This window comes from Marinobacter pelagius (assembly GCF_900114925.1).
Classification (GTDB): Bacteria; Pseudomonadota; Gammaproteobacteria; order Pseudomonadales; family Oleiphilaceae; genus Marinobacter; species Marinobacter pelagius.
In genome coordinates this window covers 18,007-39,962 of record NZ_FOUR01000004.1, presented here as the reverse complement: position 1 = coordinate 39,962, position 21,956 = coordinate 18,007, and the positions used below count along the sequence as shown (strand labels likewise).

Here is a 21,956-nt window from a genome sequence, read left to right as displayed (position 1 = left end):
TCAGCCGGCCCGGCGCCGGCACATCCGGTCCGGCCGGACGCTGTGCGCGAGCGTCGCGGGCAGGCAGGCCGGTTGCCCGGTAAGCTGGTCCGCCACGTATTCCGCCAGTAACGGCGCGTAGGTGAGGCCCTTGCTCCCCAGGCCGGTGAGAAGATAGACGCCTTCAAGGGATTGCCCGTTGCAGTCTGCCATCACTCCGGCCACCGGCTGATAATCGTGGGTGGTGCAGCGGAACCCGACCCGGCCCTCGACGTCCCCGCTGATTTCTTCCTCTGGAAATAACCCGGGCAACATGGCACCGAGCTGCTCGAGATTCTCGTTGTTTGCCTCGCGGGTGACCAAGGGATCGGCGCTGTGCAGGTCAAAGGTGGCCCCGGTCACGGCCAAGCCGTCCTGGCATGGATTAAGGTATTTCTGGCCACAGATAACCGCCTTCGGTGCCCGGATGGCCTCCTCGGGGAGGTGGGTTACCTGGCCCCGGATCGCCTTGAACCGATATTCACCCTTGAGCGGAATCAGTTCCGCCGTTTTGTGGCCTGCCGCAATCACCACACTGTCCGCGATAATGTCCGACCCATCACGGCTGGAAAGGTGCCATTTGCCGTTACAGGGCATCAGCCGATCCACTCGTGTGCCGAACCGGCAATCGATAAGCGCGTGACGGGCCAACTCCCGGCACAGGCTGCCGGGTGACAGCCAGCCATTATTGGGGAACCAGAGCCCACCGTTGGCGACGGGCGTGCCGGTAAGTTCGGAGGCGGTGGCCGCATCCACAGGGTACAGAAGCTCTTCGGGATACTGGTTGCGCTCCAGGAAACGGGCCTGCCGGTCCTGTTCCTGGGGATTCCAGGCCAGCTGTAGCAGGCCGGTCGGGTGCCAGAAAGCACCCCGGTATGGTTCATAGGCGCGCTGGCTGAAGGTCAGGGCGGAGAGGGCGAGTTCTGTCTGGATGTTGAATTCGACCCCGAGTTTTACATACATCGCGCCCTGAAGATTCCCGGAGGCCGCTGCACCGGCGTTCTCTTCTGCATCAATCAGAGTGACGGCCACCCCACGACTGGCCAGGTTCCGGGCCAGCAGGGTGCCAGCGATGCCCGCACCAATGATGGCCACGGTGCCGGAAGGCGTTGACGAGTTAGTGGAAGTGCTGCCGGTCAGCACCCCGGCAATCATGTCCCGCTTGCGTCCGTAGCCCGGGGTTTTGCGCATCTCGAACCCTTCGTCCTCGAGCGCCCGGCGTATTCTGCCCACGGCGGTGAAGGTGGCCAGGGTGGTGCCCGGTTTGCTGTGCTCGCGGATCAGGGCCATGGCCTGGTCCAGCCACATGTCGGGATTCAGGGCCGGGGCGAAACCGTCGAGGAACCAGGCATCGGCAGAGAATGACAGGGCCCCCCAGGCCTCCAGTACATCGCCAAAGTACAGGGTCAGGCGTACCCGGCCTTCATCCAGTACCAGGCGGTGTGTACCCCGGACCAGGGGCGGGTAATGGGCGAGAAGTTCCTCCGCGAGCGGAGCCAGTTCCGGCCAGAGATCCAGGGCGCGCTTGAGATCGTCCCGTGTGAGCGGGTAGCGCTCGGCGGAGATGAAATGCAGTACGGAACCGTTACCCGGCCGGTGTTGCTGCCAGGCCTGCCACGAAGCAAGAAAATTGAGACCGGTGCCAAAGCCGGTCTCCGCGATCACGAAGGAATCCCGATCAGACAAGTTCCGGAAGCGGTCGGGCAGGTGGTTGTGGTTCAGGAAGACGTATCGGGTTTCTTCCAGCCCATTGTCGCGGGAGAAATAGACATCCCCGAACCGGGCCGATTCCGGCATTCCCTCCCGCCAGACAATGTCGGCGGGTTCGATGGCAGGCGAGCGTATAGTGCTGTCAGTCATGTTCTACTCGTCGTTGCTGACCACCGAAACCTTCTCGATGATGACCGGCTCCACCGGCACGTCCCTCATGCCGCGGGCGTAGCCGGTTTCGACACCGGCGATGGTATCAACCACATCCATGCCTTCGGTAACCTCGCCAAACACGGCGTAGCCTGCGCCACGGACGCCGGCATTGAGAGCGTCATTGTCGACCACGTTGATGAAAAACTGGGAAGTTGCCGAATCCGGATTGTTGGTGCGGGCCATGGCGATGGTGCCCCGCTGGTTGGGAAGGTCCTTGCTGGCTTCGTTGACGATCGGATCCCGGGTGGGCTTCCGGGACAGCTCAGCCGTGAATCCGCCGCCCTGGATCATGAAGCCGGCAATAACACGGTGAAACACCGTACCCTCATAGAATCCGTCCCGGGTGTATTGAAGGAAGTTCTCTACGGTTTCGGGAGCCACATCGGGGCGAAGTTCGAGCACGAAGTCACCCTGGCTTGTTTCAAACCGGACTTCCGGCATTGTCGCATCCTCGTCTCCCGATTGGGCCTGTGCCGGTGCGGAGACCAGGCAAAAAGCAGCCAGCGCGGCCAGCAGCGGGGAAACCAGTTGGCGGGAAAAAGGCATGTATTGGGTCATATCCGGGACACTCTCGATGTTGTAGGCAAAGTTCCGACCAGGGTAAATCAGCGGGACCAGCCGGGCGAAGCAGGATGTTAGCAGATTGATCCCACACAACGGCCAGCCGAAGGTGGTAAAATGCCACGTTAATTACGCGAATATAATAATGAGTCAATGGAAACGATAAAGACAAGCGACTATCAGGCCTTGCAGGCCTATCTTCGGGACGCCTGCGGGATCCTGCTGAGGGACAGCGCTCAGGAGCTGGCCCGGCGGCGCCTGCGGCCGGTACTGGATAATCATCAGTTGACCTCCATCGAGGATCTACTGGAAGGGCTGGACAGACCGGGACGGTCCGGCCTGAAGGAAGCTGTCATTGATGCTATCACCATGAGCGAAAGCCGGTGGTTCGGCGACGCGTCGGTATTTACAATGCTGTGCGATCACGTGTTACCCGACCTTGCCGGGCGCAACTCCGGCAAACGGGTGGCTATCTGGTCAGCGGCCTGTTCCACGGGGCAGGAGCCATATTCTCTGGCCATGGCCACAAGCGAGTTCCGGGAGCAGAACCCAGGTAGCCTGGGCGAGGCCCGGGTGTTGGCGACGGATACGTCCCGGAGCGCCCTGGAAGTGGCCCGGCGGGCTCACTACGAACTCGGTCCCGACGAAACAAGCGTTACTTCCGGGCGCAAGCAGCGCTTTTTCCGGTCCGTCGAGAAGGGTGGCTGGCAAGTCAGCCCCGACATCCGTGCCCTGGTCGAGTTCCGTGAGCTGAACCTGCTTCAACGCACTTTGCCGGGCAAGTTCGACGTGGTGGTCTGCCAGAATGCCCTGGTTTATTACTCGGCAGAAAAGAGAAAGGCCATATTGGCCCGGTTCCATGCCGCCCTCAATCCGGGCGGGTACCTGATCGCCGGATCCTCCGAGCTGGCTGGCGATGTGCCCGACCTTTACGAACCCATTGAGTGCCACAACGGCACTGCCTACAGGAAAAAATAATCCATGCCTCTGAATGTCTGGGTGCTGGTGGCTGCGCAAGCGCTGGCCATGTGTACCGCGCCGTTCATCATCGTCATCGGCAGCATCCAGGGCAGGGCCCTGGCACCGTCTGCGGAGTGGGCCACGCTTCCCGTAGGGCTCGTGGTGGTCGGGACCGTGCTTTCGGTCAAGCCGGCTACCTGGCTGATGGAGCGGATAGGGCGCAAACCGGTCATGCTGCTGGGTGCCACCATGGGAATCCTGGCTGGCGGTTTGGGTGCACTGGCCTCCTGGCAGGGCTCCTTCCCGCTGCTTTGTGTGGCTGCCATCGTGGGCGGTAGTGGTCTTGCGGTGGTGCACCAGTACCGGTTTGCCGCGATGGAATCGGTCGGACCGGAACTTGCAGCCTCGGCCGCAGCCAGAGTGCTTCTGGGCGGACTCGGTGCAGCCTGGTTGGGGCCCGAGATTGCCACGCTTGGTGCGGGGCCCGATGAGGCCTATCCGTATATGGATAGCTGGCTTGGACTGTTGGCGGTGCAGGCCGTGGCCCTGGTGACACTTTTCGCCGGCTATCGGTCGAAAGGCGAGCTGGTCCGGGAGGACCATGTTGGCGGCGGCCGGCCACTGCGGGACATCCTGGTCAATCCCCTGGTACTGGCCGCGATCGGTGCCGCCGCCATCGGCTACGCGGTGATGGCCTTCATCATGACCGCGACCCCGCTCAGCATGACCGAAATGGCCGGTCACAGCCTCGACGATGCCAAGACGGTTATCCAGCTCCACATCATGGCCATGTACCTGCCATCCCTGATCAGCGGCTGGCTGACCCGGGTAGTGGGCATTCCCCTGATGATGGTCGGCGGGCTGCTGGCCTATCTCGCGTGCGTGCTGCTTGCGGCAGCCGGCATCAGCTTCCACCACTACCTGTGGGCGCTCCTGTTGCTGGGTGTTGGCTGGAACTTTCTGTTTGTGGGTGGAACCGCTTTGCTGCCTCAGGGCTACCAGGATTCCGAGCGTTTCCGGGTGCAGGGGCTGAATGACATCCTTGTGTTTGGCTCCCAGGCCACCGCGTCGCTGTCCGCCGGGGCGGTTTTTGCCTGGGTCGGGTGGTCCGGTCTGGTTATGGTCTCCGTACCTTTCCTGGTACTTCAGGGCATTCTCGTTATGCTATGGCTGGCTCGTTCCAGAGCAACCCGGAAGCTGCAGACAGGAGGCGCAGATGCAGATTGATTTTGATGGCATGGACCCGAAAGAGGTCTATCACATCCTCACCCAGACCATCATTCCCCGGCCGGTCGCCTGGGTGCTCAGCGAGAATCCGGACGGCGATTACAACCTGGCACCGTTCTCGTTCTTCACACCGATCACCAGCAATCCGCCATTGCTGATGTTCTCCGTAGGCAAGAAACCCACGGACGGTTCTTTCAAGGACACCCGGGTGAACATCGAAACCAACCGGCATTTTGTGGTTCATATTGCCCATCGGGAGCTGGCGGAAGCCATGACCGAAACCTCACGGACATTGCCGCATGGTGAATCCGAGCTGAAGAATGTGGACCTTGAACTGACGGAGTTTGATGGCTCTCCTCTGCCGCGTCTGAAAGACTGTCGGGTGGCACTGGCCTGTGAGCTCTACGACATCAAGGAGATCGGTACAGCGCCCCAGTCCCTGATTTTTGGCAGGATCAACGCCATCCATGTGGCGGACGAGGCCATTACCCGGGATGACAAGGAGCGACTGCGTTTCGACGGTTCTGCCATTGATCCCCTGGGGCGACTCGGAGGCAGCGAATACGTCACCTTCGGTGAGATCCTGAAGGTACCCCGGCCGGCGTGACTCCCGCAGGAGGTCAGAAACCATGGAACAGCTCAACCTCCGGCATCTGTATTATTTCTGGGTGATCAGCCGGGAAGGCTCGATCGCCCGGGCCAGCGAGTTACTTGATCTGGCACCGCAAACCCTGAGCGGCCAGCTGGCTACCTTCGAATCGGCTGTCGGCGGCAGGCTTTTCCTCCGGGAACGGCGAAAGCTGGCGCTGACCGATCTCGGCCGGATGATCCTCGGCTACGCAGACGACATATTTGCCCTGACCGGGGAGCTGACCGATACCCTGCAACTTGCTCCCGCTGACAGACCGCTGACCCTGGCGGCTGGTATATCCGCCTCGATCCACAAGCTCATCGCCTATTACCTGTTGCAGCCGGCCATGGTGCTCAAACGACCGGTGCAGCTGGAATGCCGGACTGGCAGAACCGAGGATCTCGTGCTGAGCCTCAAGCGAAAGGAACTGGATGTCGTGTTGGCGGACCGGATGCCGGGGCTGGATGAGCATGGTCCTTTCACGGTTCACCCGGTTGCCGGCTCCAGTATCAGCCTGTTTGCTGCGCCGGCACTGGCTGCCAACCTGAAAGAGGGCTTCCCCGATTCCCTGAATGGCCAGCCCTTGCTGGCCAATGCCACCGATGCGCCGTATTTCGAGCGCCTGATGAACTGGCTGTCACTGCAGGGCGTGCGCATGAGGCTGATGGCCCGGGTTGATGACAGCGCCCTGATCAAGGTTTTCGGACGCCAGGGTTATGGGGTCTTTGCCGCGCCCACGGTGATACGGCGGGAAGTCTGCCGGCAGTACGAGGTGGAGCACATCGCCCGTATTGATGAAGTGCAAGACGAACTGTTTGCCATCACCCGCGGCCGTAAACTCGCCCACGAGGGTGTAAGGGCAATCTGCATGGACCCGGTTAATTTCAACGCGCTGAGTACGGATCTGGACAGGTAATGCATCGAGTATTTCGATGTTAAAAGATCAAAAAAGCTTATTTTCTCGAAGTAGTGTTCGGAGCAACATAGGAATCGTGAAGTGGCAACTCGGAGGAAACAGCCATGAAAACGATTCACAAATTCCGCGTTGAGGCCGGTAAAGAGCCGACAACCCTGAACCTGAAAGAGGGCTACCGGGTAGTGCGCTGCGAATACATCGTCCCGCACAAGGCAGTGTACCTCTGGGTGGAACAGCCGCTGAATGTTGGCACCCCGACAGTCGAGCGTCAGTTCCGGGTGGCCCTTTCCGGTGAGCCGGTACCGGATCGCTTCGACTATCTCGGTACCGCACTGGACCCGTTCGGACCGGAGGCTTACCACGTGTTCGCCCTGCCGGTCGGAGAAAACGATTTTCGCTATACGCCCGCAGGCGATGGCGCAAGCAACGACCTTTTCAGCAGCGTCGGTTGGCAGTCCTCAGCAATGTCATCCTGATGCGCACTCTCTTGGCCCTTCGGGGCCTTTTTTCTTTCTACCGCGCTGCCAGGGGAAGGTGGCCGGTCTTGACCCAGATAATAGTTTCCTGCTCCACGAACGGGTGATGCTGGCTCATGTGCGGGCTGCGAATCCAGGTGCCGGCAGGATAGCGGCCATGTTCGTCGCAGAACTCGCCGGCAAGCACGAAGATCTCCTCGCCACCGAAGTGTCGGTGGGGCTGGAATACCTCGTTGGCCGGCCACTTCACCAGTGCCACATGCTCGTGCTCGAAATCGTGCAGGGGCATTACCTGAAGCCCGCCAATCCCCGGTAGCCACTCGGCCGTGCGGGTGTCCACCCGGACGGTCTCCGTGTCTCTCTCGTCGAACTGGTGCAGTTTCACCAGCAGGGTACATCCTTCCTTGCTGAAGGGTGCGTGGCCGCTGCCGGGCGGGTTGCGCAGGTAGGTGCCGGCGGGGTAGTCGCCGGTCTCGTCGGAGAACACGCCTTCGAGTACCAGAATTTCCTCGCCCAGCGGATGCTCATGGCGCTTGAAGGAAGCACCTGGCTCGTAGCGCACCAAACTGGTTGCGTGACCCCGTTCGGCTTCTTCCCGGGCCAGTGGCTTCCGCATCACGCCACCGGCAGGGCTGGGTACCCAGTCCATCTCTGCGGTACGGATAACCACCTTTTCACTGAAATCCATATTGAGCATGACAAACCTCTCATTGCTGGAATGCCGGGAATACGCCAGTGGAGGTGCGCTGGATGACCGCGCAGGGCCGATTACTTGATCAGCGCCTGGATATCGCGGAATCGCGGGTGCCGGCAATTGCGCATCCACTCGAAAGCAACCATTTCCAGCGTAACAATCCGGGCTCCGCTTTCGTTCAGCCGGTCCAGGGCGACATCCCGGTCAAAATCGTTTCTCGAGCCGGTGGCATCCGCCACCACCCACACCTTGTACCCCGCATCGAGAAGGCTCAGGGCAGTCTGCATCATACAGACATGGGTCTCACAGCCACCAATCACAATATGCTGCCGACCTTCCGGCAGCTGATCGATCAGGCCATCCGGGCAGGCGTCGAAATGGGTCTTGTCGAGAATCGAATCGCACAGTTCCCGCACCGATTCGATATTGGGGCCGAGTTTGTCCGGCAACTGTTCGGTACCGAGTACCGGTACCCCGAGAAGACCCGCAATCGTCGCCAGTGTCGTGCAGCGGTCAGCCACTTCCTCACCGAAGCTGATCGCGGGCATCAGCTTTTCCTGAAGATCAATCAGGATCAGGACAGATTGGTCTGCTTTCATCAGCATTGTTATTCTCCTTGTTCTGAGAGGGCAGCTTTCTAAAACGAGTTTCTTTAACGATACTACTCAACCTGTTCAACCGTTAACCGGAAATCGGGCCAACGTGAAATTTTTTCGGTGATTTCCCGATAGGGTGTTGCCAAGAACCTGAAAAACCATTAAAGTTTGCGCCCTCAAATGAGCGGCAACATCGCTGATTTGAAACAGTTTATAGGAGAGGTGGCCGAGTGGCTGAAGGCGCACGCCTGGAAAGTGTGTATACGTTAATAGCGTATCGAGGGTTCGAATCCCTCCCTCTCCGCCAATACAAAACCCCAGCATCGCTGGGGTTTTTTATTGGCCGATTGGCAGGGTAAGAAGAACCCTCCGCCAATACAAAACCCCGTCAGAAATGGCGGGGTTTTTTATTGGGCGTATTCCAGGTCTAAACTTGATGAGTATCACTTCTTGAGCGGTACCCAGCCTCGTGGGTTTGACAGCAGGGAATAACCATATATAAAACAGGTATAACCTACTGAACGAAAAGGAGTCGGAAATGTCTCCACGGCCCTTCTGGCCACCCCTATGGGCAGGCATTGCCCTCGGGTTGGCATTATTTCTCACTTTTGTCCTGACCGGGCATGGCCTCGGTTCCAGCGGGTTCTTCACGCGATTTACAGCCGAGGTCGGGCAATGGCTGGCACCTGAGCTGACGGCGGCCAACCGCTACCTGGGCGATTATGTCCGCGGTGAGCCGCTGCAGGCCTGGATCACCTGGGAGGTGCTCGGAGCGTTCATTGGGGCACTTGTCGGCGCGCTCTCCGGCCGAAGGTTCAGGCCTCAGGTGGAACGGGGACCTTCATCCGGGGTGGGTAGCCGGCTCGTGCTGGCCCTGATCGGTGGAATCCTGACAGGGCTCGGTGCCCGTCTGGCGCGGGGCTGTACCAGTGGCCTCGGTCTTTCCGGTGGTGCCGCGTTGGCGGTTGGGGGCTTTGTGTTCCTGATCTGCTTCTTCGCGGCAGGTTTCCTGTTCAGCTTCATTGTAAGGAGGTACTGGCAATGATCTGGCCTCTCTATGATTCCGGCGTTGCGTCCGGTTTGCTGGCCGGCTTCCTGTTCGGCTTTGTGCTGGAAAATGCAGGCTTTGGCAGCCCCAGGAAACTCACCGGGCAGTTTCGCCTGGAAGACTGGTCCGTGTTCAAGGTGATGTTTACCGCCGTTATTGTGGCGGCTCTGTTGCTCTGGTTGTCGAAACAGTTCGGTTTGATGGGGACCGGCAGCTATTACGTACCCACGCCGTTCTATGTCGCGATGGCGGTCGGCGGATTATTGATCGGCGCCGGCTTCGCCATCGGTGGCTATTGCCCGGGCACCTCGGTGACCGGGCTTGCCGGGGGACGAATTGACGCCGTTGTATTCATGATCGGAATGGTGCTGGGTACTGCGCTATTTGCCGCCTGGTTCGGCCCGCTCGAGGAGCTTTACCTCGCGACGCCCGGTCCACAGGGGCAGACTCTGATGGATCTTACCGGCATTCCCGAATGGCTGATTATTCTCGTTCTGGCGGCGATGGCCTGGGGTGGTTTCAAGCTGGGCAGCAAGCTTGAACAGAAGCTGGGCGGACCCTACCAGGCTTCTGACCTTTATCCGGCCGATAACAAACAGAACTGAAGGAGTACAGTCATGACCAGTTACCGCTTCAAGCGTGCCGCCTTGCCTGTGGCTATCACTATCGCATTGGGTATGGGGGTGACCGGGTGCTCGGATTCGCAGAACCCGACTGCAACGCAGGCTCAGACAAGCAGTCAGTCATCGAGCGCCAATCCCTGTGCGGCCGCGAATCCGTGCGCAGCATCGAGCCAGAGTGGGGCGAACCCTTGCGCGGCGGCCAACCCCTGCGCCGCGGCCAATCCGTCAGCAAACCCCTGTGCGGCAGGCTCCGACTCGGGTGGCACATCCCAGCCAATGCCCGCGGCCGTTCCCCGGTCGACCGCGCAGAATCCTGACCGGAGCCTTCCTTACGCAATTGAAAGTGACCGGACCGAGGCGCCCTTCGGTAGTGAAATGCCTCAGGTTGTCAAAAACTACAACCGGCCATCGCCGTTTATTGCGGCCGGCGGTCACGTCGAGAAAGGCGCAATGGCAGAGCTGAAGGCCCAGGGATTCAACACCGTGGTCAGCCTTCTTACCGAAGAGGAGGGTGTCGAGGAGGAACAGGCCGAGGCACATGCCGCTGGCCTGAATTTCTATGCCCTTGGCGTTTCCACCAGCGCTCCGACCCAGGCTCAGGTAGAGGCGTTCTCGAAGATCGCATCGTCGCCGGCGAATTACCCCATTCTGCTTCATTGCGCCAGCAGCAATAGGGTAGGCGCGATGTGGGCTCTGTACCGGTTCCACATGGGTGTGCCTGCAGACATTGCCATTGAGGAAGGACGGGCAGCCGGTCTGAAAACGAGTCGGGAGGGTGCTGTCCGGGAACTCATGGGCCTTTGATGGACTTTCAGCCTGACCTCTCGACCCTGACTGACGACGAGCTCGAAAGCCTCCAGGACTCCGCCCAACGGGTCCGGGAGTGCTATCGGGTGCTCGAGAAAGGCGGCCTGAACGTGGTCGGTGAGGTTCTGAAGGGGCAGGGAACCTTCTACGAAATGGAGCATTACCCCAAGGGCGATGTATTCGACCGGGACACCCTCAGCCAGTACTATTACCATGCCCATAGGCCCGACAACCCCGAACACGGGCATTTCCATACTTTCCTGAGGCTGCCGGAGGGGGAGCAGGGCGACGATCGCACCATGCACCTCATTGCCATCTCCATGGACGCCTGGGGCTATCCGATCGGTCTGTTCACCACCAACGGCTGGGTGACCGACGAGAAGTGGCATTCCGCCGGGCAGGTGATTCCCCGGCTTGGCGAGTTTGAAATTGACCATGCGTCACCGAGCTGGCCGGTCAACATCTGGATAACCCATTTTGTCCGGCTCTACCGGTTTCACATTGCCCGGCTTATCAGGGAGAGGGACCAGGTGCTGGAACGCACGGGTAGGCCACTTGATGATCTGCTGGAAGACCGGAGCCTCGAGGTGCTCAGCAGCTGCGAACTGAATCTTGAGACCTGGGAGGCGACCGTAAAACGGGAACTTGCGGACAGGGAAGCGCGGTCCAGCTAATCGGAGGGTCCGGTGTCCGGATTCGTTGGCGGTGTTTCGTCGTGCGCCAAAGCCATCAGCTCCAGCCGACCGGAAACGCCCAACTTCGAGTAAATGGCCGTCAGATGGTTCCGAAGAGTGTGTTCGCTTATGTGGAGATCATTGGCGATCAGGCGAGAGGGCGTTCCGGGCCGGTTGATAACCGCGTTGTAGATGACCTGCTCTTTTTTTGTGAGCCTGTCAGGGAGGTTGGCCGGGTGGGTTTCACCGGTCGTCAATCCCCGCAGTATCCGGCTGGTGACCAGGCGGTCCAGCCACAACTCTCCACGGTGAACCGCCAGAATTGCTTTCAGGAGTACCTGGTTCGGGGCCCGTTTCTGCACTACACCCTTGAGCCCCTTGATGACTGCCGCATCGATCTGGACTTCGGTGGCGGATCCTGCGAGGGCAACGATGGAAATGTCATTGCTGGGACCGAGCAGGGCTACACAGTCCCGCCCGAGGGGGGAATCAAGATCGGTGACAATGATGTTTGCGCCGACCTCTGATGCTCTCGCCAGGCTGTCCTTATCGGACAGGACGCCCGCCCATTCGAGCTGGGGTCTGTTTGAACAAACAAATGCTTCCAGCCCGAGAGTGAGGGCCGAGTAATCCGAGACTGCCAGTACTCGTGGAGCTGATTCAATCCCTTGCTGTGCCACGTCACCTGCCTCCGGAAATGGGTAGTCCCGGGAGGTATATCCCATTTTCCTATATGTATATTAGCGCATCTCACCCACATAGAAAGGGAGATGTGCCTCAGGCGCGCGCCTCAAGCATTTCTTATCATCTCCTGAGGCCCTTTCGGGGCGGGTCTGCGCATTTTTTACAACGACAATAATGACGCGTTCAGACCATCCCGGGGGCTATTGAAGCGCTGCTAGAGCATTGAGAGTGCTCAGGGAGAACCAATATGGAAGGTATTTTTGGAGCAAAATGTTGGCGCCCTTCCCGAATGCTGGGGGGATTGCTGGCGTCACTGCTGGTACTGGGAGCGCCGGGCCTGAAGGCCCAGGAGGTTGCGCCCCTGAACCAGGTTACGGTTCCGGATGTGAATATGCTGGGACTGCTGGACGGAACGGGTAATGGAGCCTGGCTGGACATTACCGAACCGGAGCGAAAGGAGGCATTACAGGCGCTGGGTAAGGCCCTGTTCTGGGACATGCAAGTGGGAGGGGATGGCATCACAGCCTGTGCCAGTTGTCATTATCATGCCGGTGCCGACCACCGGCGTAATAATCAGTTGAGTCCGGGATTCAAGGGTGGGGATTTTGCGCTTGATTTGCTGGCGGTAAATCAGGCCCTGGGGTCGCCTCATTACCAGGGCGCCAATGAAGCAGGTACTGAAGTGGGATTCCCGGTCAACGAGCCGCATTTGTTGGCCCTGGGCTGGACCCCCGACACCCTTGATGGCACACCTGGTACTGGTCCGAAAGGGAATCCTGACCTGGATATCAATGATGTGGCCTCATCGCAGGGAGTCCGCGCGGGGACCTTTACGGGATTGTCAGGGGACCGCGTGGATTATGCCTTGCTCACAGAAACAGACAACGGCTTCGATGCCATCTTCACTACTCCCGGAAATGGAATACCTGCTACTGCACGCAGAGTGGAGCCCCGCAACGCGCCGACGGTGATCAACGCGGTCTTTAATTTGCGCAACTTCTGGGACGGCCGAGCCGACACCTTCTTTAACGGGGTCAACCCGTTGGGATTCCGTGATCCCACCGCCCGGGTAAAAACCTATGTTGCCGGGCAGATTGCCGATGAGAAGCTGCTGATTCCATTCTCGGCTCTGGCATCCCAGGCTGTCGGACCACCGCTCAGTGATTTCGAGATGCAGTTTGCCGGTCGGGCATTTGCGCATATTGGCCGCAAACTGGCTAACGCTACACCGCTGGCCGATCAAACGGTTGCATGCGATGACTCCCTGCTTTTTTCTCTGGCAAACTGCGGTGAAAGCGGTAATGGCCGGGGGCTGACCGAGTCCTACGCCAGTATGATTCGGGATGTCTTTGATGAACGGTTCTGGGGTGATGGCAACGGCGGGGATGTCTGCCTGACGGTTGATGATAGCCAAAGCCCCCCTGCGCTATCTCAGGTCACCTGCACTGAACCCAGGATCGACGATTTCACACTGCTGGAGTACAACTTCGCCCTGTTCTTCGGGCTGGCCGTTCAGGCCTATGAGGCAACACTGTTCACCGATAACACCATAGTTGACCTCCTGGCCGGAGGGATTGCCACCGGCATTGTGACCAACGGCGCCGGAAGACGGGCGATCACGATCGATGTTACCGGAATGCCGCTGGAAACTTGCATTGACACTATCGCCCTGAACAACAACGCCGCCGGGGTTGCCGATGCCGAGCAGATCTGTGCGGCGCACTATGCCAAGTTCATCAGTCCGGCGGCCGTCACCGGTGCGGAATCGGGCAATGCGTTGTTCCCCGTTGATCCGGGTACGCCGATCGGTGGCTGCATGGATGCCTTAACTTGCGGGGCTTCGCCGAATGAAGTAGCCGCAATTAATGCCCTGTTGAGCATTGAACGGGGCGTCGGGAGGTTCTTCGCGGGTGCAACGGCCTGTGGCGTCTGCCATTTCAATCCCGAGTTCACGGGTGCTACCGTCTCAGCGCTCACCGGATTCGGTGCAGCGCCGGCTCCGCCGTTGCCTCCTGGGCAGTTGCGTAAGGAAGCACTTGAAGTGCCGATGGAGCGGATGATTGCCTTCAACGGTCAGGCTCAGGTCTACGACGCCGGATTCTATAACATCGGTGTTCGACCCACGGTGGAAGACCTCTCCCTGGGTGATGCTATCAACGGGGTACCCTTATCGTTTGCCAAATTGCGGGAGGCCATTCTGCTCCTGCAGAGTGGCCAGGACTTGCCGGAACCTCTCGATGAAACTGCGATTGGCATGATTGCTGATGTCATTGCCGGCGGTGAATTGTTGATTCCGACTTCGCCAACCGATCTGACCCCGAAGGTGTTCGATCTGGCGCTCGCTTGTGGTCCCGGGCTGGTGGGTAATGACAATGCCCGGGGGCGCCGGAACGGGGATCCCAATAACAATCCCAATACCAACCAGTGCATTCCGGACATCATTCCCGGAGAAAAAATTCTGATGAACGGTGCCTTCAAGGCTCCCGGTTTACGGAACGTGAAGTTTACCGGTCCGTACTTCCATAATGGCGCCAAAAAGAACCTGCGCCAGGTCTTGGAAACCTACAAGACCGCTGGTCATTTCTCGACCATCAACTTCAATAACCTGGATGCGGGCATGCGGATCTTCGATCTGGGGCCTGTCGACGAGGCGTCGGTGGTTGAAATGATGGAAACTGGTTTGACCGATTGGCGGCTGGCCACAGATTCCGGAAAGTTCGACCATCCGGAGCTGTGCGTGCCACACGGTCATGACCCGGAGACAGGGCAAACGCTGCTTGTGGCTATTCCGGCCGTTGGGGCAGAAGGCCATGGGGAACTGCTGCAGACGTTCGAAGAGCAGCTTGACGGTGTGCCCGGTGCCCACAGTCTCGATGAACTGTGCACCATGCCGGCCATTGCCGATCTGAATGGTGGCTCGCTTATCGACGTACCATTGCAGCCAGTGGCGCCACAATAGGAGGGTTCGTACCAAGGCAGATTATCATGTTCAGAGCGGACCGGCCCCTGTGGGTCGGCCCGCTTTTCCCTGTCTCAGTACCGCACCCCGAAATTCGAGAACTCCCCATTCGCCCGCTGCTCCTCAACCTCGATATCAGTCACTTTGGCCGCAGGTGGCCCTTCCTGGCACCACTGGTGCAGTTGCTGGAGTTCCTCCGGGCTTCCTTCGGCAATCACCTCAACGCGCCCGTCCGGCAGGTTCCTGGCATAGCCTGACAGCCCCAGCCGATTGGCTTCCTTCTCGGTGGAGGCCCGGTAGTAGACTCCCTGCACCTTGCCCGAGATCAGCATTTTCCAGCGCTTCTTGTCCATAGCAGTCGTGCGACTCCGTTACATGTTAGCCTGAGTTCAATCTAACGCCCCGGCGGGAAACGATTCAAGGAAAGGTAGAGTCATGTTCACCAAACATAATACCAGCGGATTTACCGATGCGCTGATCTGCGAGGCGGAGGGACTGGAGAGCCTTCGTTCTGCGCTGGCGCAGGCGGGGGTCACCGATGTGCGGATTCCGGAAGTGGCCCGGGTGGATAACAATGTGCTGGAGATCACCGGTATCGAATCCGAGCCTGCTACTGCCGAAACCCTTGCCATGCTTGGAGAGGGCCTGGCCCTGATGCACCGGCTGAGGCAGGATCGCTATGGTTGGGGGCGGGATAACTACATCGGGCTGTCGCCGCAACCGAATCGCTGGTCGGAGTCCTGGGGCGAGTTCTTCGTTTCAGACCGCCTGGGCTATCAGGTGGGCCGGATCCGGAATGCGGAGATCCGTGGTGAATTCGAGGCGCTGATCGAGCGTCACGGCGAGGCTTTGGCAAGGTGGTTGGATGGCACTTGTGAGCATCCGAGCCTGCTTCACGGAGACCTCTGGAGCGGCAATGCCCTGTTTGACAGGAATAACCCCTGGCTGATCGACCCGGCGGTCTATTGCGGTGACCGGGAGGCGGATCTCGCTATGACGGAGATGTTCGGTGGCTTCGGCGAGGCGTTCTACGAGGCCTACGACCGGATGTACGCACGCTCTTCGGAGTATCCCCTCAAACGGGACATCTACAATCTGTACCACTATCTGAACCACTACAACCTGTTTGGCGGCGGTTACCTGGGTGGTTGTCAGCGCGGTTTCGAAACGGTTCGTACGGTCGTTTCTCAGATGATGCCGTAGCTTCGCAACAGGAACACGCCGGCAGTGACCGTAATGCTGGCCATCAGGGTGGTCAGGGCAATGATATTGGCCGCCAGGCGATCATTGCCACCGAGTGCCTTGACCATCACGAAACTGGCAGCGGCGGTCGGGCTGGCGAAGAACAGGAACATCAGCCCGAGTTCCGCCCCCCGGAAACCGGCCAACCACCCGGCGGCGGTGCACAGGGCCGGCAATACGATCATCTTCATGGTGCTTGAACCGAACGCGGTCTTGCTGTCGCTGCGAATGGAGCTCAGGGATACGGTGGCGCCAATGCACAGCAGCGCCAACGGAAGGGTCAGGGACGCGAAATAGTCAGCGCTGGTCATCACCCAGGTGGGCAGGCCAATATTGAGCCAGGCAAAGGGAATGGCCACCACCACGGCGATAATCAGGGGATTGCGGACAATGTCATGGATGATCTTGCGCCAGCTGGCGGACTGACCGGGCTGGTAGGCGATCAGCACCACCACCGAGAGTGCGTTGTAGGAAATGATCACCAGGCCGAGCAGGATACCGCCTGCAGATAACCCGAAATCGCCATACAGATTGGCCGCCAGCGCCAGTCCGACAATCCCGCAGTTGCCCCGGAAAGCCCCTTGCACATAAACCCCGCGATCCTCTCTGCGCACGCGCCAGGTTGCCCAGAGCCAGGTCAGCCCGAAGCCGCCAAGGGTGGCCAGCAGGTAAAACAGCAGCAGCTCCGGATTCAGTGCGGTGCTCAGGTCGGCACGGATGATGCTCAGGAATACCAGCGTTGGCAGTGTTGCCTTGAAGACCAGGGCAGAGGCGGTGTTGATGAAGGGGCCGTCGATCCAGCCAATCCGTCGCAGCCCGAGTCCGATAAAGACCATGGCAAATACCGGTAAGGTGGTTTCCAGAGTCTGGAGAAAGATGTCGATCAGGTTCATCGCGGGGCCATGGGCAAATAGTGCAGGGGCAAATCGTGGCGGCAGTGTATAATTTCCTTGAGGTTTTCCCAAGGATTTCACCAACCAGATGCCCGGACCGAACGGTTTTCAGCGGAGTTCTCTCAGGATCCAGCCCTGTGGCTGCCTGTTGGTATTAACGAGATCGCTGGATCGTATTGTCCAGTGCAGTGCCAATGCCGAGTATTTCCTGCAGGTTCCTGCCGAAACCCTGCTTGACCAGTCTCCGGAGGGAGTTTTCGGTGCACGGGTGCTGGCGCGCATTCGCCGTGAACTGGCTGAGGATGATGTGCTTAGCGGGCCTGTGTCCATCCGCAAGGAGAACAAGGGCCGGCAGATTCGCCTCCAGGTGAATGCCTTTCGTTCGGGGGCCTGGGTGGTCGTCGAAATTGAACCCCTGACGGGACTGGGAACCAGGCGGATGACCGGAACGGTCAACCGCTGGCTCGGCAAACTGGCCAATGCCCGTAATCCCGATGATCTGATGAATATCCTGGTGGACGGCGTTCGCGACCTGGTCAGGTTTGACCGGGTGGTGGTGGCGCACTTTGACGAGCAGGGCCATGGCGTCTTTCTGGCCGAGAGTAAGCGCAAGGGCGTTTCTCCGTTGCGGGGTCAGCGTTTTTCCGCCTCCGCTTATCCTCTGGCAAAACGCTCTAAGATGACCCGGCACCAGGTGCGGAGCATTCCTGACCTCGAGGCTGGCCTGGTGCCGGTGCTTGTTTCTGGTGGGATGACGAAAGAGCAGCTGGCCGCCGTCGATGCCAGCGGGACGGTACTCCGGGCCCCGTCCCGGCGACAGACCGCGTATCTGAATTATTTCCAGGCTCAGGCACTGCTCTCGATCGCTATTGTCGGTCCCTCAGGCCTCTGGGGCCTGGTTACCTGCACCTCGCAAAAGCCGGTTCCCCTTGCTCCAACCCTGAGAGATGCGGCGCGCACTCTGGTGCTGATGGCCACCCAGCGCCTGTTCCTGCTGAAATCCCGTATGGAAGCCCAGTTCTTACAGCGCGTTCACAAGTCCAGGGATTTTCTGGCTGCCGATATCACAGTCGGGCTGTCTCCGGCCAGAATGCTGGAGAAATACGCCCCCGACTGGCTGGGATTGTTCCGCGCCAGTGGCATGGCCTATGCCAACAGCGGGGATATTGCAGCGCTCGGAGAGGTCCCTCCCGCCGCTTCGCTCGACCAACTGGTCTCCAGGCTGAACGCCGAACAGCAGGGTCGGTCACCCTGGGTGTCGGCGAGTCTGAAAGAGGAGCCGCTGGCCCGAGGGCTGGAGCTTGGCGCAGCCTGCGGACTGCTCGCCGTTCCGCTACCGGGCGAGCGGGTGACCAGCTGGTTTATGGTGTTCCGGGGAGAACATGGTCGAGGCATATACTGGGAGGGCCGTCCGGAAGTGGATATCCTGACCAGTGCGCCGGGGGAGGAGGAAACCTTCCGCAAGGCCTTTGGTTCCTGGCTGGAAGCCACGGAAGGCAGCAGTGAATCCTGGAAACGGGTAGAGCGCCTTGCTGCGGTGGACCTGGCAGAGGACATGGCGCTGCTGGCATCAATCAGTGAGATCACCCGCCTGAACGAGCTGCTCAAGACAGAGCGCGCGGCCCTGGCGCAGGCCAACGAGCAACTCAGTCATGCTGCGAGCCATGACTCCCTGACCGGTCTCTGGAACCGTTACCGCACTGAATATGAGCTGGACCGGGAGCTGGCGAAAGCAAGGCGCCATGGTTTGCCGTTTTCAGTGCTGCTGCTGGATGTCGATCATTTCAAGAATATCAATGACTCCTGGGGCCACGCGGCCGGTGATGAGGTGCTGCGGGAAGTTGCCCGGAAGGCCGCTGATGTGTTGCGTCAGGAGGATCATCTCGGGCGTTGGGGTGGTGAGGAGTTTGTCATCCTTGCGACCGGTGCCGGGCGCGGGGACGGGGTGGCCTTGGCGGAACGGGTTCGACAAGCCGTGGCCGAGGTGGCGGTGCCCGGAGTGGAAACCGTCATTACCGCCAGTATCGGTGTGGCCACCTGGCGCCCCGAGGATAAGCGCAAGTCCATTATCCAGCGGGCAGACCGGGCCATGTATGCCGCCAAGAAGGGCGGTCGGAACCGGGTGGAGACCGACGAGGGCCTGTAACAGACCCTCGTCATTGGTTCAGGCCTTTAGCTGGTCACCCACGGGCAGTCGGCGAATGCGCTTGCCGGTGGCGGCGTAGATGGCATTGCACAGTGCCGGGGCCACCGGCGGCAGGCCGGGCTCACCCACGCCACCCATGGGTTCGTCCTGGCGGTCCATCAGGTGGATATGGATTTCCTTCGGCGCATCCGGCATCCGGGGCAGCAGATAGGTATCGAAGTTGTCCTGTTGCGCAACGCCATCCTTGAAGGTGACTTCGCTCATCAGGGCGACGCCGATGCCCATCACGCAGGCACCTTCGAGCTGGGAGCGGATCCGCTCCGGATTGGCCTGCCGGCCGCAGTCAAAGGCAATATCGGCCCGGTGGATGATCACGTTGCCGCTGTCATCGACTTCCACGTCGAACACGATGGCAGTGTAGGATACAAAGCTGTGATGGAAGGCCAGTCCCATGCCTCGTCCTTCCGGTAGCTTCTTGCCCCAGCCAGCAGCCTCTGTGGCTTTTTCGACCACGGCACGCATGCGCCCCGTATCAATGGGATACATCTCCGGGTCTTCACCGTAGTTCCAGCCATCACCTACCGTCAGGTTATGGATCTCCCGCCCCGGGCCCAGCAACTCGAGCACATAATCCCGGTGGTCCCTGCCTGCCGCTACCGAGACCTCATGGGCAAAGCTCTGAATGGCCCAGGCATGGGGGAGGTTGTATACCGAGCGGAACCAGCCGATTCTCACGTGGGCCGGTGCCGGCGGGTTTTCAAGCCGGATGGCGGGAATACTGAACGGCATGGTGTTGAAGCCCATACCAAGCTCGAATTCGCCCTTGTGTTCCGGGTCGGGAGCGAACAGGGAGCCAATGCTGGGTGACAGGGTGCGGTGGCGCCATGCCACGGCCTTGCCCTCATCATCCAGCCCTGCCTCGAGGTGATCAACCGACACCGCGTGGAAGTAGGCGTGATGAATATCATCCTCGCGGGTCCACTGAAGGCGGACTGGGCGACCTTCGAAGGCCTGGGCCACGGTCGCAGCTTCTGCGGCGTAATCCGGCTTGGATTTCCGGCCGAAACCACCGCCGAGCAGGGTCACGTTGACTCGCACCTTCTCCCGGTCCAGACCCAGCCGGCCGGCAACGGTGTCGCGGGTAGCACGGGGATTCTGCACCGGTGCCCAGACTTCCACCTCGCCGTTGGCCACCACCACGGTTGCCACCATCGGCTCCATGGGGGATTGCGCCATGTGGGGCATGTAGTAGGTGGCAGAGACGGTCTTGCTTGCCTGCTTCAGGGCATTTTCCACATCGCCCCCGTCTCGGATAACCCGGCCAGGCGATTGGGCACGTTTCTCCAGCGCCTCGCGATAGGCCTCGGAGGTGTAGCTGGCATTGTCCCCGGCGGGGCCGTTGTCCCACTCGATTTTCAGTTTCCTGCGGCCCTCGATGGCTGCCCACGTATTGGTGGCGACCACCGCCACACCGCCGAGCGGACTGAAGCCGGCCGGTTGCCCGGTACCCTCGATTTCCAGCGTTTTCTCCACGCCCGGCACTTTCAGGGTTTCCGAGTCATCGTAGTTTTTGACCTTGCCGCCATAGACCGGAGGGCGGGCGATCACGGCATACAGTGGGTTTTCCACCTCGACATCGGCCCCGAAGATTGCCTTGCCGGTAACAATGTCTTCGCCGTCAATGGCCTTGGGGTGGGCGGACTCCAGCTTGCCGTTGATGTAGCCGGATTCACGGCCGATAAAACGCAACTCGTCATCGGTTTTCAGCACCAGGTCGTTGCGGCCGGGTACCTCCAGCTCACGGGCGGCTTCCGCAAGTTCGCCAAAGCCCAGTTCCCGACCGGATGGCGTATGAATGACCTTGTGAATGTCCGTTCGGACTTCGTGCAAGGGCACCGACCACTGGTTGGCGGCGGCCTGTTCAAGCATCAGACGGGCGGCGGCTGCGGCCCGGCGCATGGGGTCATACCAGTGGCGCATGCTGCGGGAACCGTCGGTATTCTGGTTGCCATACTTTTCCTGGTTGGCTTCCGCCTGGCGTACTTTCACCCGGTCCCAGTCCGCACCCAGTTCGTCGGCGGCCAGCAACACCAGGCTGGTACGGATACCCTGGCCCATCTCGGCGCGGTTATTGACCACCGTGACGGTACCGTCGGAATCGATATGGATGAATACGTTCGGATCGTCCACCCAGCCACCGGGCATGGCGCCGGCACCGAACTGCGCCTTTTCATTGGCCAGGGGCATATCCCAGCGAGCGGCCAGTACCAGCGCCGAGCCACCGGCGAGGCCCATGAGGAACCGGCGGCGGCTGACGTTCGCCAGCAAGAGTCTGTCGTCGGATCTGCTCATGCCTGATCCTCCTTGCCCGCGACGCGCTCAATGGCGGCGAGGATCCGGTTGTAGGTACCGCAGCGGCACAGGTTGCCGGCCATGGCATCGACGATCTCGCTGGTATCCGGGTTGGGCGTCTTTTTCAGGAGGGCGGTGGCGTTCATGATCTGGCCGCCCTGGCAGTAGCCACACTGGGCGACACCGAGGTCAAGCCAGGCCTGCTGGACCTTGCTGCCCACAGGGTCATCGGCCATGGCTTCGATGGTTGTGATCTCGCCTTTGGCAGCAGATACCGGTGTCACGCAGGAACGGATGGCCGCGCCATCCAGGTGTACGGTACATGCGCCACACTGGGAAACACCGCAGCCGAACTTGGTGCCTTTCATGCCGACCACATCCCTGATAGCCCAGAGCAGCGGCATGTTATCCGGGACGTCGAGTTCGTGTTGCTCGCCGTTGATGTTGAGCGTAACCATGGAGCCCTCTCTGTCAGATGGATTTCTGGCTTTCCTTCACTGTAGCTGTACGCCAGTGAAAGGCAAAA

At 60.1% G+C, this 21,956-nt stretch carries 22 protein-coding genes and 1 tRNA gene; 14 read left to right on the top strand and 9 right to left on the bottom strand.

Going from position 1 to position 21,956, the window contains the following annotated elements:
* Positions 1–1,878, bottom strand: coding sequence for a bifunctional tRNA (5-methylaminomethyl-2-thiouridine)(34)-methyltransferase MnmC2/FAD-dependent 5-carboxymethylaminomethyl-2-thiouridine(34) oxidoreductase MnmC1 (gene mnmC, locus BM254_RS09635; RefSeq protein ID WP_092002380.1), 1,878 nt, complete (start codon positions 1,876–1,878; stop codon positions 1–3).
* Positions 1,879–1,881: 3 nt separating this feature from the next.
* On the bottom strand, positions 1,882–2,499 hold the full coding sequence (locus BM254_RS09630; RefSeq protein ID WP_245777418.1) for a peptidylprolyl isomerase: 618 nt from the start codon (positions 2,497–2,499) through the stop codon (positions 1,882–1,884).
* Between the two features lie 156 nt (positions 2,500–2,655).
* Between BM254_RS09630 and BM254_RS09625 the strand changes: the two genes are divergently transcribed.
* The 5 genes from BM254_RS09625 (at position 2,656) to BM254_RS09605 (ending at position 6,712) form a co-directional block, all read left to right on the top strand.
* Positions 2,656–3,480 carry a CheR family methyltransferase gene (locus tag BM254_RS09625; RefSeq protein WP_092002377.1) on the top strand — a complete coding sequence of 275 codons (825 nt, stop codon included), beginning with the start codon at positions 2,656–2,658 and terminating at the stop codon, positions 3,478–3,480.
* A 3-nt stretch (positions 3,481–3,483) separates the two neighbouring features.
* Positions 3,484–4,689: an MFS transporter gene (locus BM254_RS09620; protein ID WP_092002374.1), complete on the top strand. Its 1,206-nt coding sequence runs from the start codon at positions 3,484–3,486 to the stop codon at positions 4,687–4,689.
* On the top strand, positions 4,679–5,296 hold the full coding sequence (locus BM254_RS09615) for a flavin reductase family protein (RefSeq protein WP_092002371.1): 618 nt from the start codon (positions 4,679–4,681) through the stop codon (positions 5,294–5,296). The genes BM254_RS09620 and BM254_RS09615 overlap by 11 nt, the downstream gene beginning before the upstream one ends.
* 22 nt (positions 5,297–5,318) lie before the next feature.
* Positions 5,319–6,236, top strand: a complete 918-nt coding sequence (locus tag BM254_RS09610; RefSeq protein ID WP_092002368.1) for a LysR family transcriptional regulator — start codon at positions 5,319–5,321, stop codon at positions 6,234–6,236.
* 104 nt (positions 6,237–6,340) lie between these two features.
* The gene (locus BM254_RS09605; RefSeq protein WP_092002365.1) at positions 6,341–6,712 is read left to right on the top strand and encodes a DUF7352 domain-containing protein; all 372 of its coding nucleotides are present in this window, start codon (positions 6,341–6,343) and stop codon (positions 6,710–6,712) included.
* Positions 6,713–6,749: 37 nt separating this feature from the next.
* On the opposite strand, the gene BM254_RS09600 is transcribed toward BM254_RS09605, so the two are convergent.
* Positions 6,750–7,409 (bottom strand): cupin domain-containing protein, encoded by a 660-nt coding sequence (locus BM254_RS09600; protein WP_092002362.1) that lies wholly within the window; start codon positions 7,407–7,409, stop codon positions 6,750–6,752.
* 71 nt (positions 7,410–7,480) lie between these two features.
* Entirely contained in the window at positions 7,481–8,011 is a 531-nt protein-coding gene (locus BM254_RS09595; protein ID WP_092002359.1) for an isochorismatase family protein, read from the bottom strand.
* A 207-nt stretch (positions 8,012–8,218) separates the two neighbouring features.
* Between BM254_RS09595 and BM254_RS09590 the strand changes: the two genes are divergently transcribed.
* The 6 genes from BM254_RS09590 to BM254_RS09570 all read left to right on the top strand — a co-directional run bounded on the left by BM254_RS09590 (position 8,219) and on the right by BM254_RS09570 (position 11,154).
* A tRNA-Ser gene (locus BM254_RS09590) sits at positions 8,219–8,309 on the top strand.
* Between the two features lie 231 nt (positions 8,310–8,540).
* The gene (locus BM254_RS09585) at positions 8,541–9,047 is read left to right on the top strand and encodes a YeeE/YedE thiosulfate transporter family protein (RefSeq protein ID WP_092002356.1); all 507 of its coding nucleotides are present in this window, start codon (positions 8,541–8,543) and stop codon (positions 9,045–9,047) included.
* Positions 9,044–9,655 (top strand): DUF6691 family protein, encoded by a 612-nt coding sequence (locus tag BM254_RS09580; RefSeq protein ID WP_092002353.1) that lies wholly within the window; start codon positions 9,044–9,046, stop codon positions 9,653–9,655. The genes BM254_RS09585 and BM254_RS09580 overlap by 4 nt, the downstream gene beginning before the upstream one ends.
* An 86-nt stretch (positions 9,656–9,741) precedes the next feature.
* On the top strand, positions 9,742–9,990 hold the full coding sequence (locus BM254_RS17775) for a hypothetical protein (protein WP_175497247.1): 249 nt from the start codon (positions 9,742–9,744) through the stop codon (positions 9,988–9,990).
* A 58-nt stretch (positions 9,991–10,048) separates the two neighbouring features.
* Positions 10,049–10,477 carry a protein tyrosine phosphatase family protein gene (locus tag BM254_RS09575; protein ID WP_175497246.1) on the top strand — a complete coding sequence of 143 codons (429 nt, stop codon included), beginning with the start codon at positions 10,049–10,051 and terminating at the stop codon, positions 10,475–10,477.
* Positions 10,477–11,154, top strand: a complete 678-nt coding sequence (locus BM254_RS09570; protein WP_092002346.1) for a DUF6969 family protein — start codon at positions 10,477–10,479, stop codon at positions 11,152–11,154. The genes BM254_RS09575 and BM254_RS09570 overlap by 1 nt, the downstream gene beginning before the upstream one ends.
* Here the strand turns inward: BM254_RS09570 and BM254_RS09565 are convergent.
* A complete protein-coding gene (locus BM254_RS09565; protein ID WP_175497245.1) occupies positions 11,151–11,834 on the bottom strand; it encodes a response regulator transcription factor in 684 nt (227 codons plus the stop codon). The two genes, BM254_RS09570 and BM254_RS09565, sit on opposite strands and share 4 nt — an antisense overlap.
* Positions 11,835–12,085: 251 nt before the next feature.
* Here BM254_RS09565 and BM254_RS09560 point away from each other — a divergent pair, with 251 nt between their 5' ends.
* The gene (locus tag BM254_RS09560) at positions 12,086–14,797 is read left to right on the top strand and encodes a cytochrome c peroxidase (protein ID WP_092002339.1); all 2,712 of its coding nucleotides are present in this window, start codon (positions 12,086–12,088) and stop codon (positions 14,795–14,797) included.
* A gap of 74 nt (positions 14,798–14,871) precedes the next feature.
* Here the strand turns inward: BM254_RS09560 and BM254_RS09555 are convergent, their stop codons facing one another.
* A complete protein-coding gene (locus BM254_RS09555) occupies positions 14,872–15,150 on the bottom strand; it encodes an acylphosphatase (protein WP_092002336.1) in 279 nt (92 codons plus the stop codon).
* Between the two features lie 82 nt (positions 15,151–15,232).
* Here BM254_RS09555 and BM254_RS09550 point away from each other — a divergent pair, with 82 nt between their 5' ends.
* A complete protein-coding gene (locus BM254_RS09550) occupies positions 15,233–16,000 on the top strand; it encodes a fructosamine kinase family protein (RefSeq protein ID WP_092002333.1) in 768 nt (255 codons plus the stop codon).
* Here the strand turns inward: BM254_RS09550 and BM254_RS09545 are convergent.
* Positions 15,985–16,932: an AEC family transporter gene (locus BM254_RS09545; protein ID WP_092002330.1), complete on the bottom strand. Its 948-nt coding sequence runs from the start codon at positions 16,930–16,932 to the stop codon at positions 15,985–15,987. The two genes, BM254_RS09550 and BM254_RS09545, sit on opposite strands and share 16 nt — an antisense overlap.
* Before the next feature lie 88 nt (positions 16,933–17,020).
* On the opposite strand from BM254_RS09545, the gene BM254_RS09540 reads away from it, so the two are divergent.
* Positions 17,021–19,078: a sensor domain-containing diguanylate cyclase gene (locus tag BM254_RS09540; protein ID WP_092002327.1), complete on the top strand. Its 2,058-nt coding sequence runs from the start codon at positions 17,021–17,023 to the stop codon at positions 19,076–19,078.
* A gap of 18 nt (positions 19,079–19,096) precedes the next feature.
* Here BM254_RS09540 and BM254_RS09535 read toward each other — a convergent pair whose 3' ends face one another.
* Both BM254_RS09535 and BM254_RS09530 read right to left on the bottom strand, forming a co-directional pair.
* On the bottom strand, positions 19,097–21,430 hold the full coding sequence (locus tag BM254_RS09535; protein ID WP_092002325.1) for a xanthine dehydrogenase family protein molybdopterin-binding subunit: 2,334 nt from the start codon (positions 21,428–21,430) through the stop codon (positions 19,097–19,099).
* A complete protein-coding gene (locus tag BM254_RS09530) occupies positions 21,427–21,888 on the bottom strand; it encodes a (2Fe-2S)-binding protein (protein ID WP_092002322.1) in 462 nt (153 codons plus the stop codon). Before BM254_RS09530 ends, BM254_RS09535 begins: the two co-directional genes overlap by 4 nt.
* Between the last annotated feature and the right edge of the window lie 68 nt (positions 21,889–21,956).

Coding starts and splice junctions, on each gene's coding strand:
- BM254_RS09535 (WP_092002325.1), bottom strand. CDS start 21,430: ATGAGCAGATCCGACGACAGACTCTTGCTGGCGAACGTCAGCCGCCGC.
- BM254_RS09610 (WP_092002368.1), top strand. CDS start 5,319: ATGGAACAGCTCAACCTCCGGCATCTGTATTATTTCTGGGTGATCAGC.
- BM254_RS09555 (WP_092002336.1), bottom strand. CDS start 15,150: ATGGACAAGAAGCGCTGGAAAATGCTGATCTCGGGCAAGGTGCAGGGA.
- BM254_RS09595 (WP_092002359.1), bottom strand. CDS start 8,011: ATGCTGATGAAAGCAGACCAATCTGTCCTGATCCTGATTGATCTTCAG.
- BM254_RS09615 (WP_092002371.1), top strand. CDS start 4,679: ATGCAGATTGATTTTGATGGCATGGACCCGAAAGAGGTCTATCACATC.
- BM254_RS09560 (WP_092002339.1), top strand. CDS start 12,086: ATGGAAGGTATTTTTGGAGCAAAATGTTGGCGCCCTTCCCGAATGCTG.
- BM254_RS09570 (WP_092002346.1), top strand. CDS start 10,477: ATGGACTTTCAGCCTGACCTCTCGACCCTGACTGACGACGAGCTCGAA.
- BM254_RS09585 (WP_092002356.1), top strand. CDS start 8,541: ATGTCTCCACGGCCCTTCTGGCCACCCCTATGGGCAGGCATTGCCCTC.
- BM254_RS09600 (WP_092002362.1), bottom strand. CDS start 7,409: ATGCTCAATATGGATTTCAGTGAAAAGGTGGTTATCCGTACCGCAGAG.
- BM254_RS09540 (WP_092002327.1), top strand. CDS start 17,021: ATGCCCGGACCGAACGGTTTTCAGCGGAGTTCTCTCAGGATCCAGCCC.
- BM254_RS09625 (WP_092002377.1), top strand. CDS start 2,656: ATGGAAACGATAAAGACAAGCGACTATCAGGCCTTGCAGGCCTATCTT.
- BM254_RS09630 (WP_245777418.1), bottom strand. CDS start 2,499: ATGACCCAATACATGCCTTTTTCCCGCCAACTGGTTTCCCCGCTGCTG.
- BM254_RS09620 (WP_092002374.1), top strand. CDS start 3,484: ATGCCTCTGAATGTCTGGGTGCTGGTGGCTGCGCAAGCGCTGGCCATG.
- BM254_RS09605 (WP_092002365.1), top strand. CDS start 6,341: ATGAAAACGATTCACAAATTCCGCGTTGAGGCCGGTAAAGAGCCGACA.
- BM254_RS09530 (WP_092002322.1), bottom strand. CDS start 21,888: ATGGTTACGCTCAACATCAACGGCGAGCAACACGAACTCGACGTCCCG.
- BM254_RS09580 (WP_092002353.1), top strand. CDS start 9,044: ATGATCTGGCCTCTCTATGATTCCGGCGTTGCGTCCGGTTTGCTGGCC.
- BM254_RS09575 (WP_175497246.1), top strand. CDS start 10,049: ATGCCTCAGGTTGTCAAAAACTACAACCGGCCATCGCCGTTTATTGCG.
- BM254_RS09545 (WP_092002330.1), bottom strand. CDS start 16,932: ATGAACCTGATCGACATCTTTCTCCAGACTCTGGAAACCACCTTACCG.
- BM254_RS09550 (WP_092002333.1), top strand. CDS start 15,233: ATGTTCACCAAACATAATACCAGCGGATTTACCGATGCGCTGATCTGC.
- mnmC (WP_092002380.1), bottom strand. CDS start 1,878: ATGACTGACAGCACTATACGCTCGCCTGCCATCGAACCCGCCGACATT.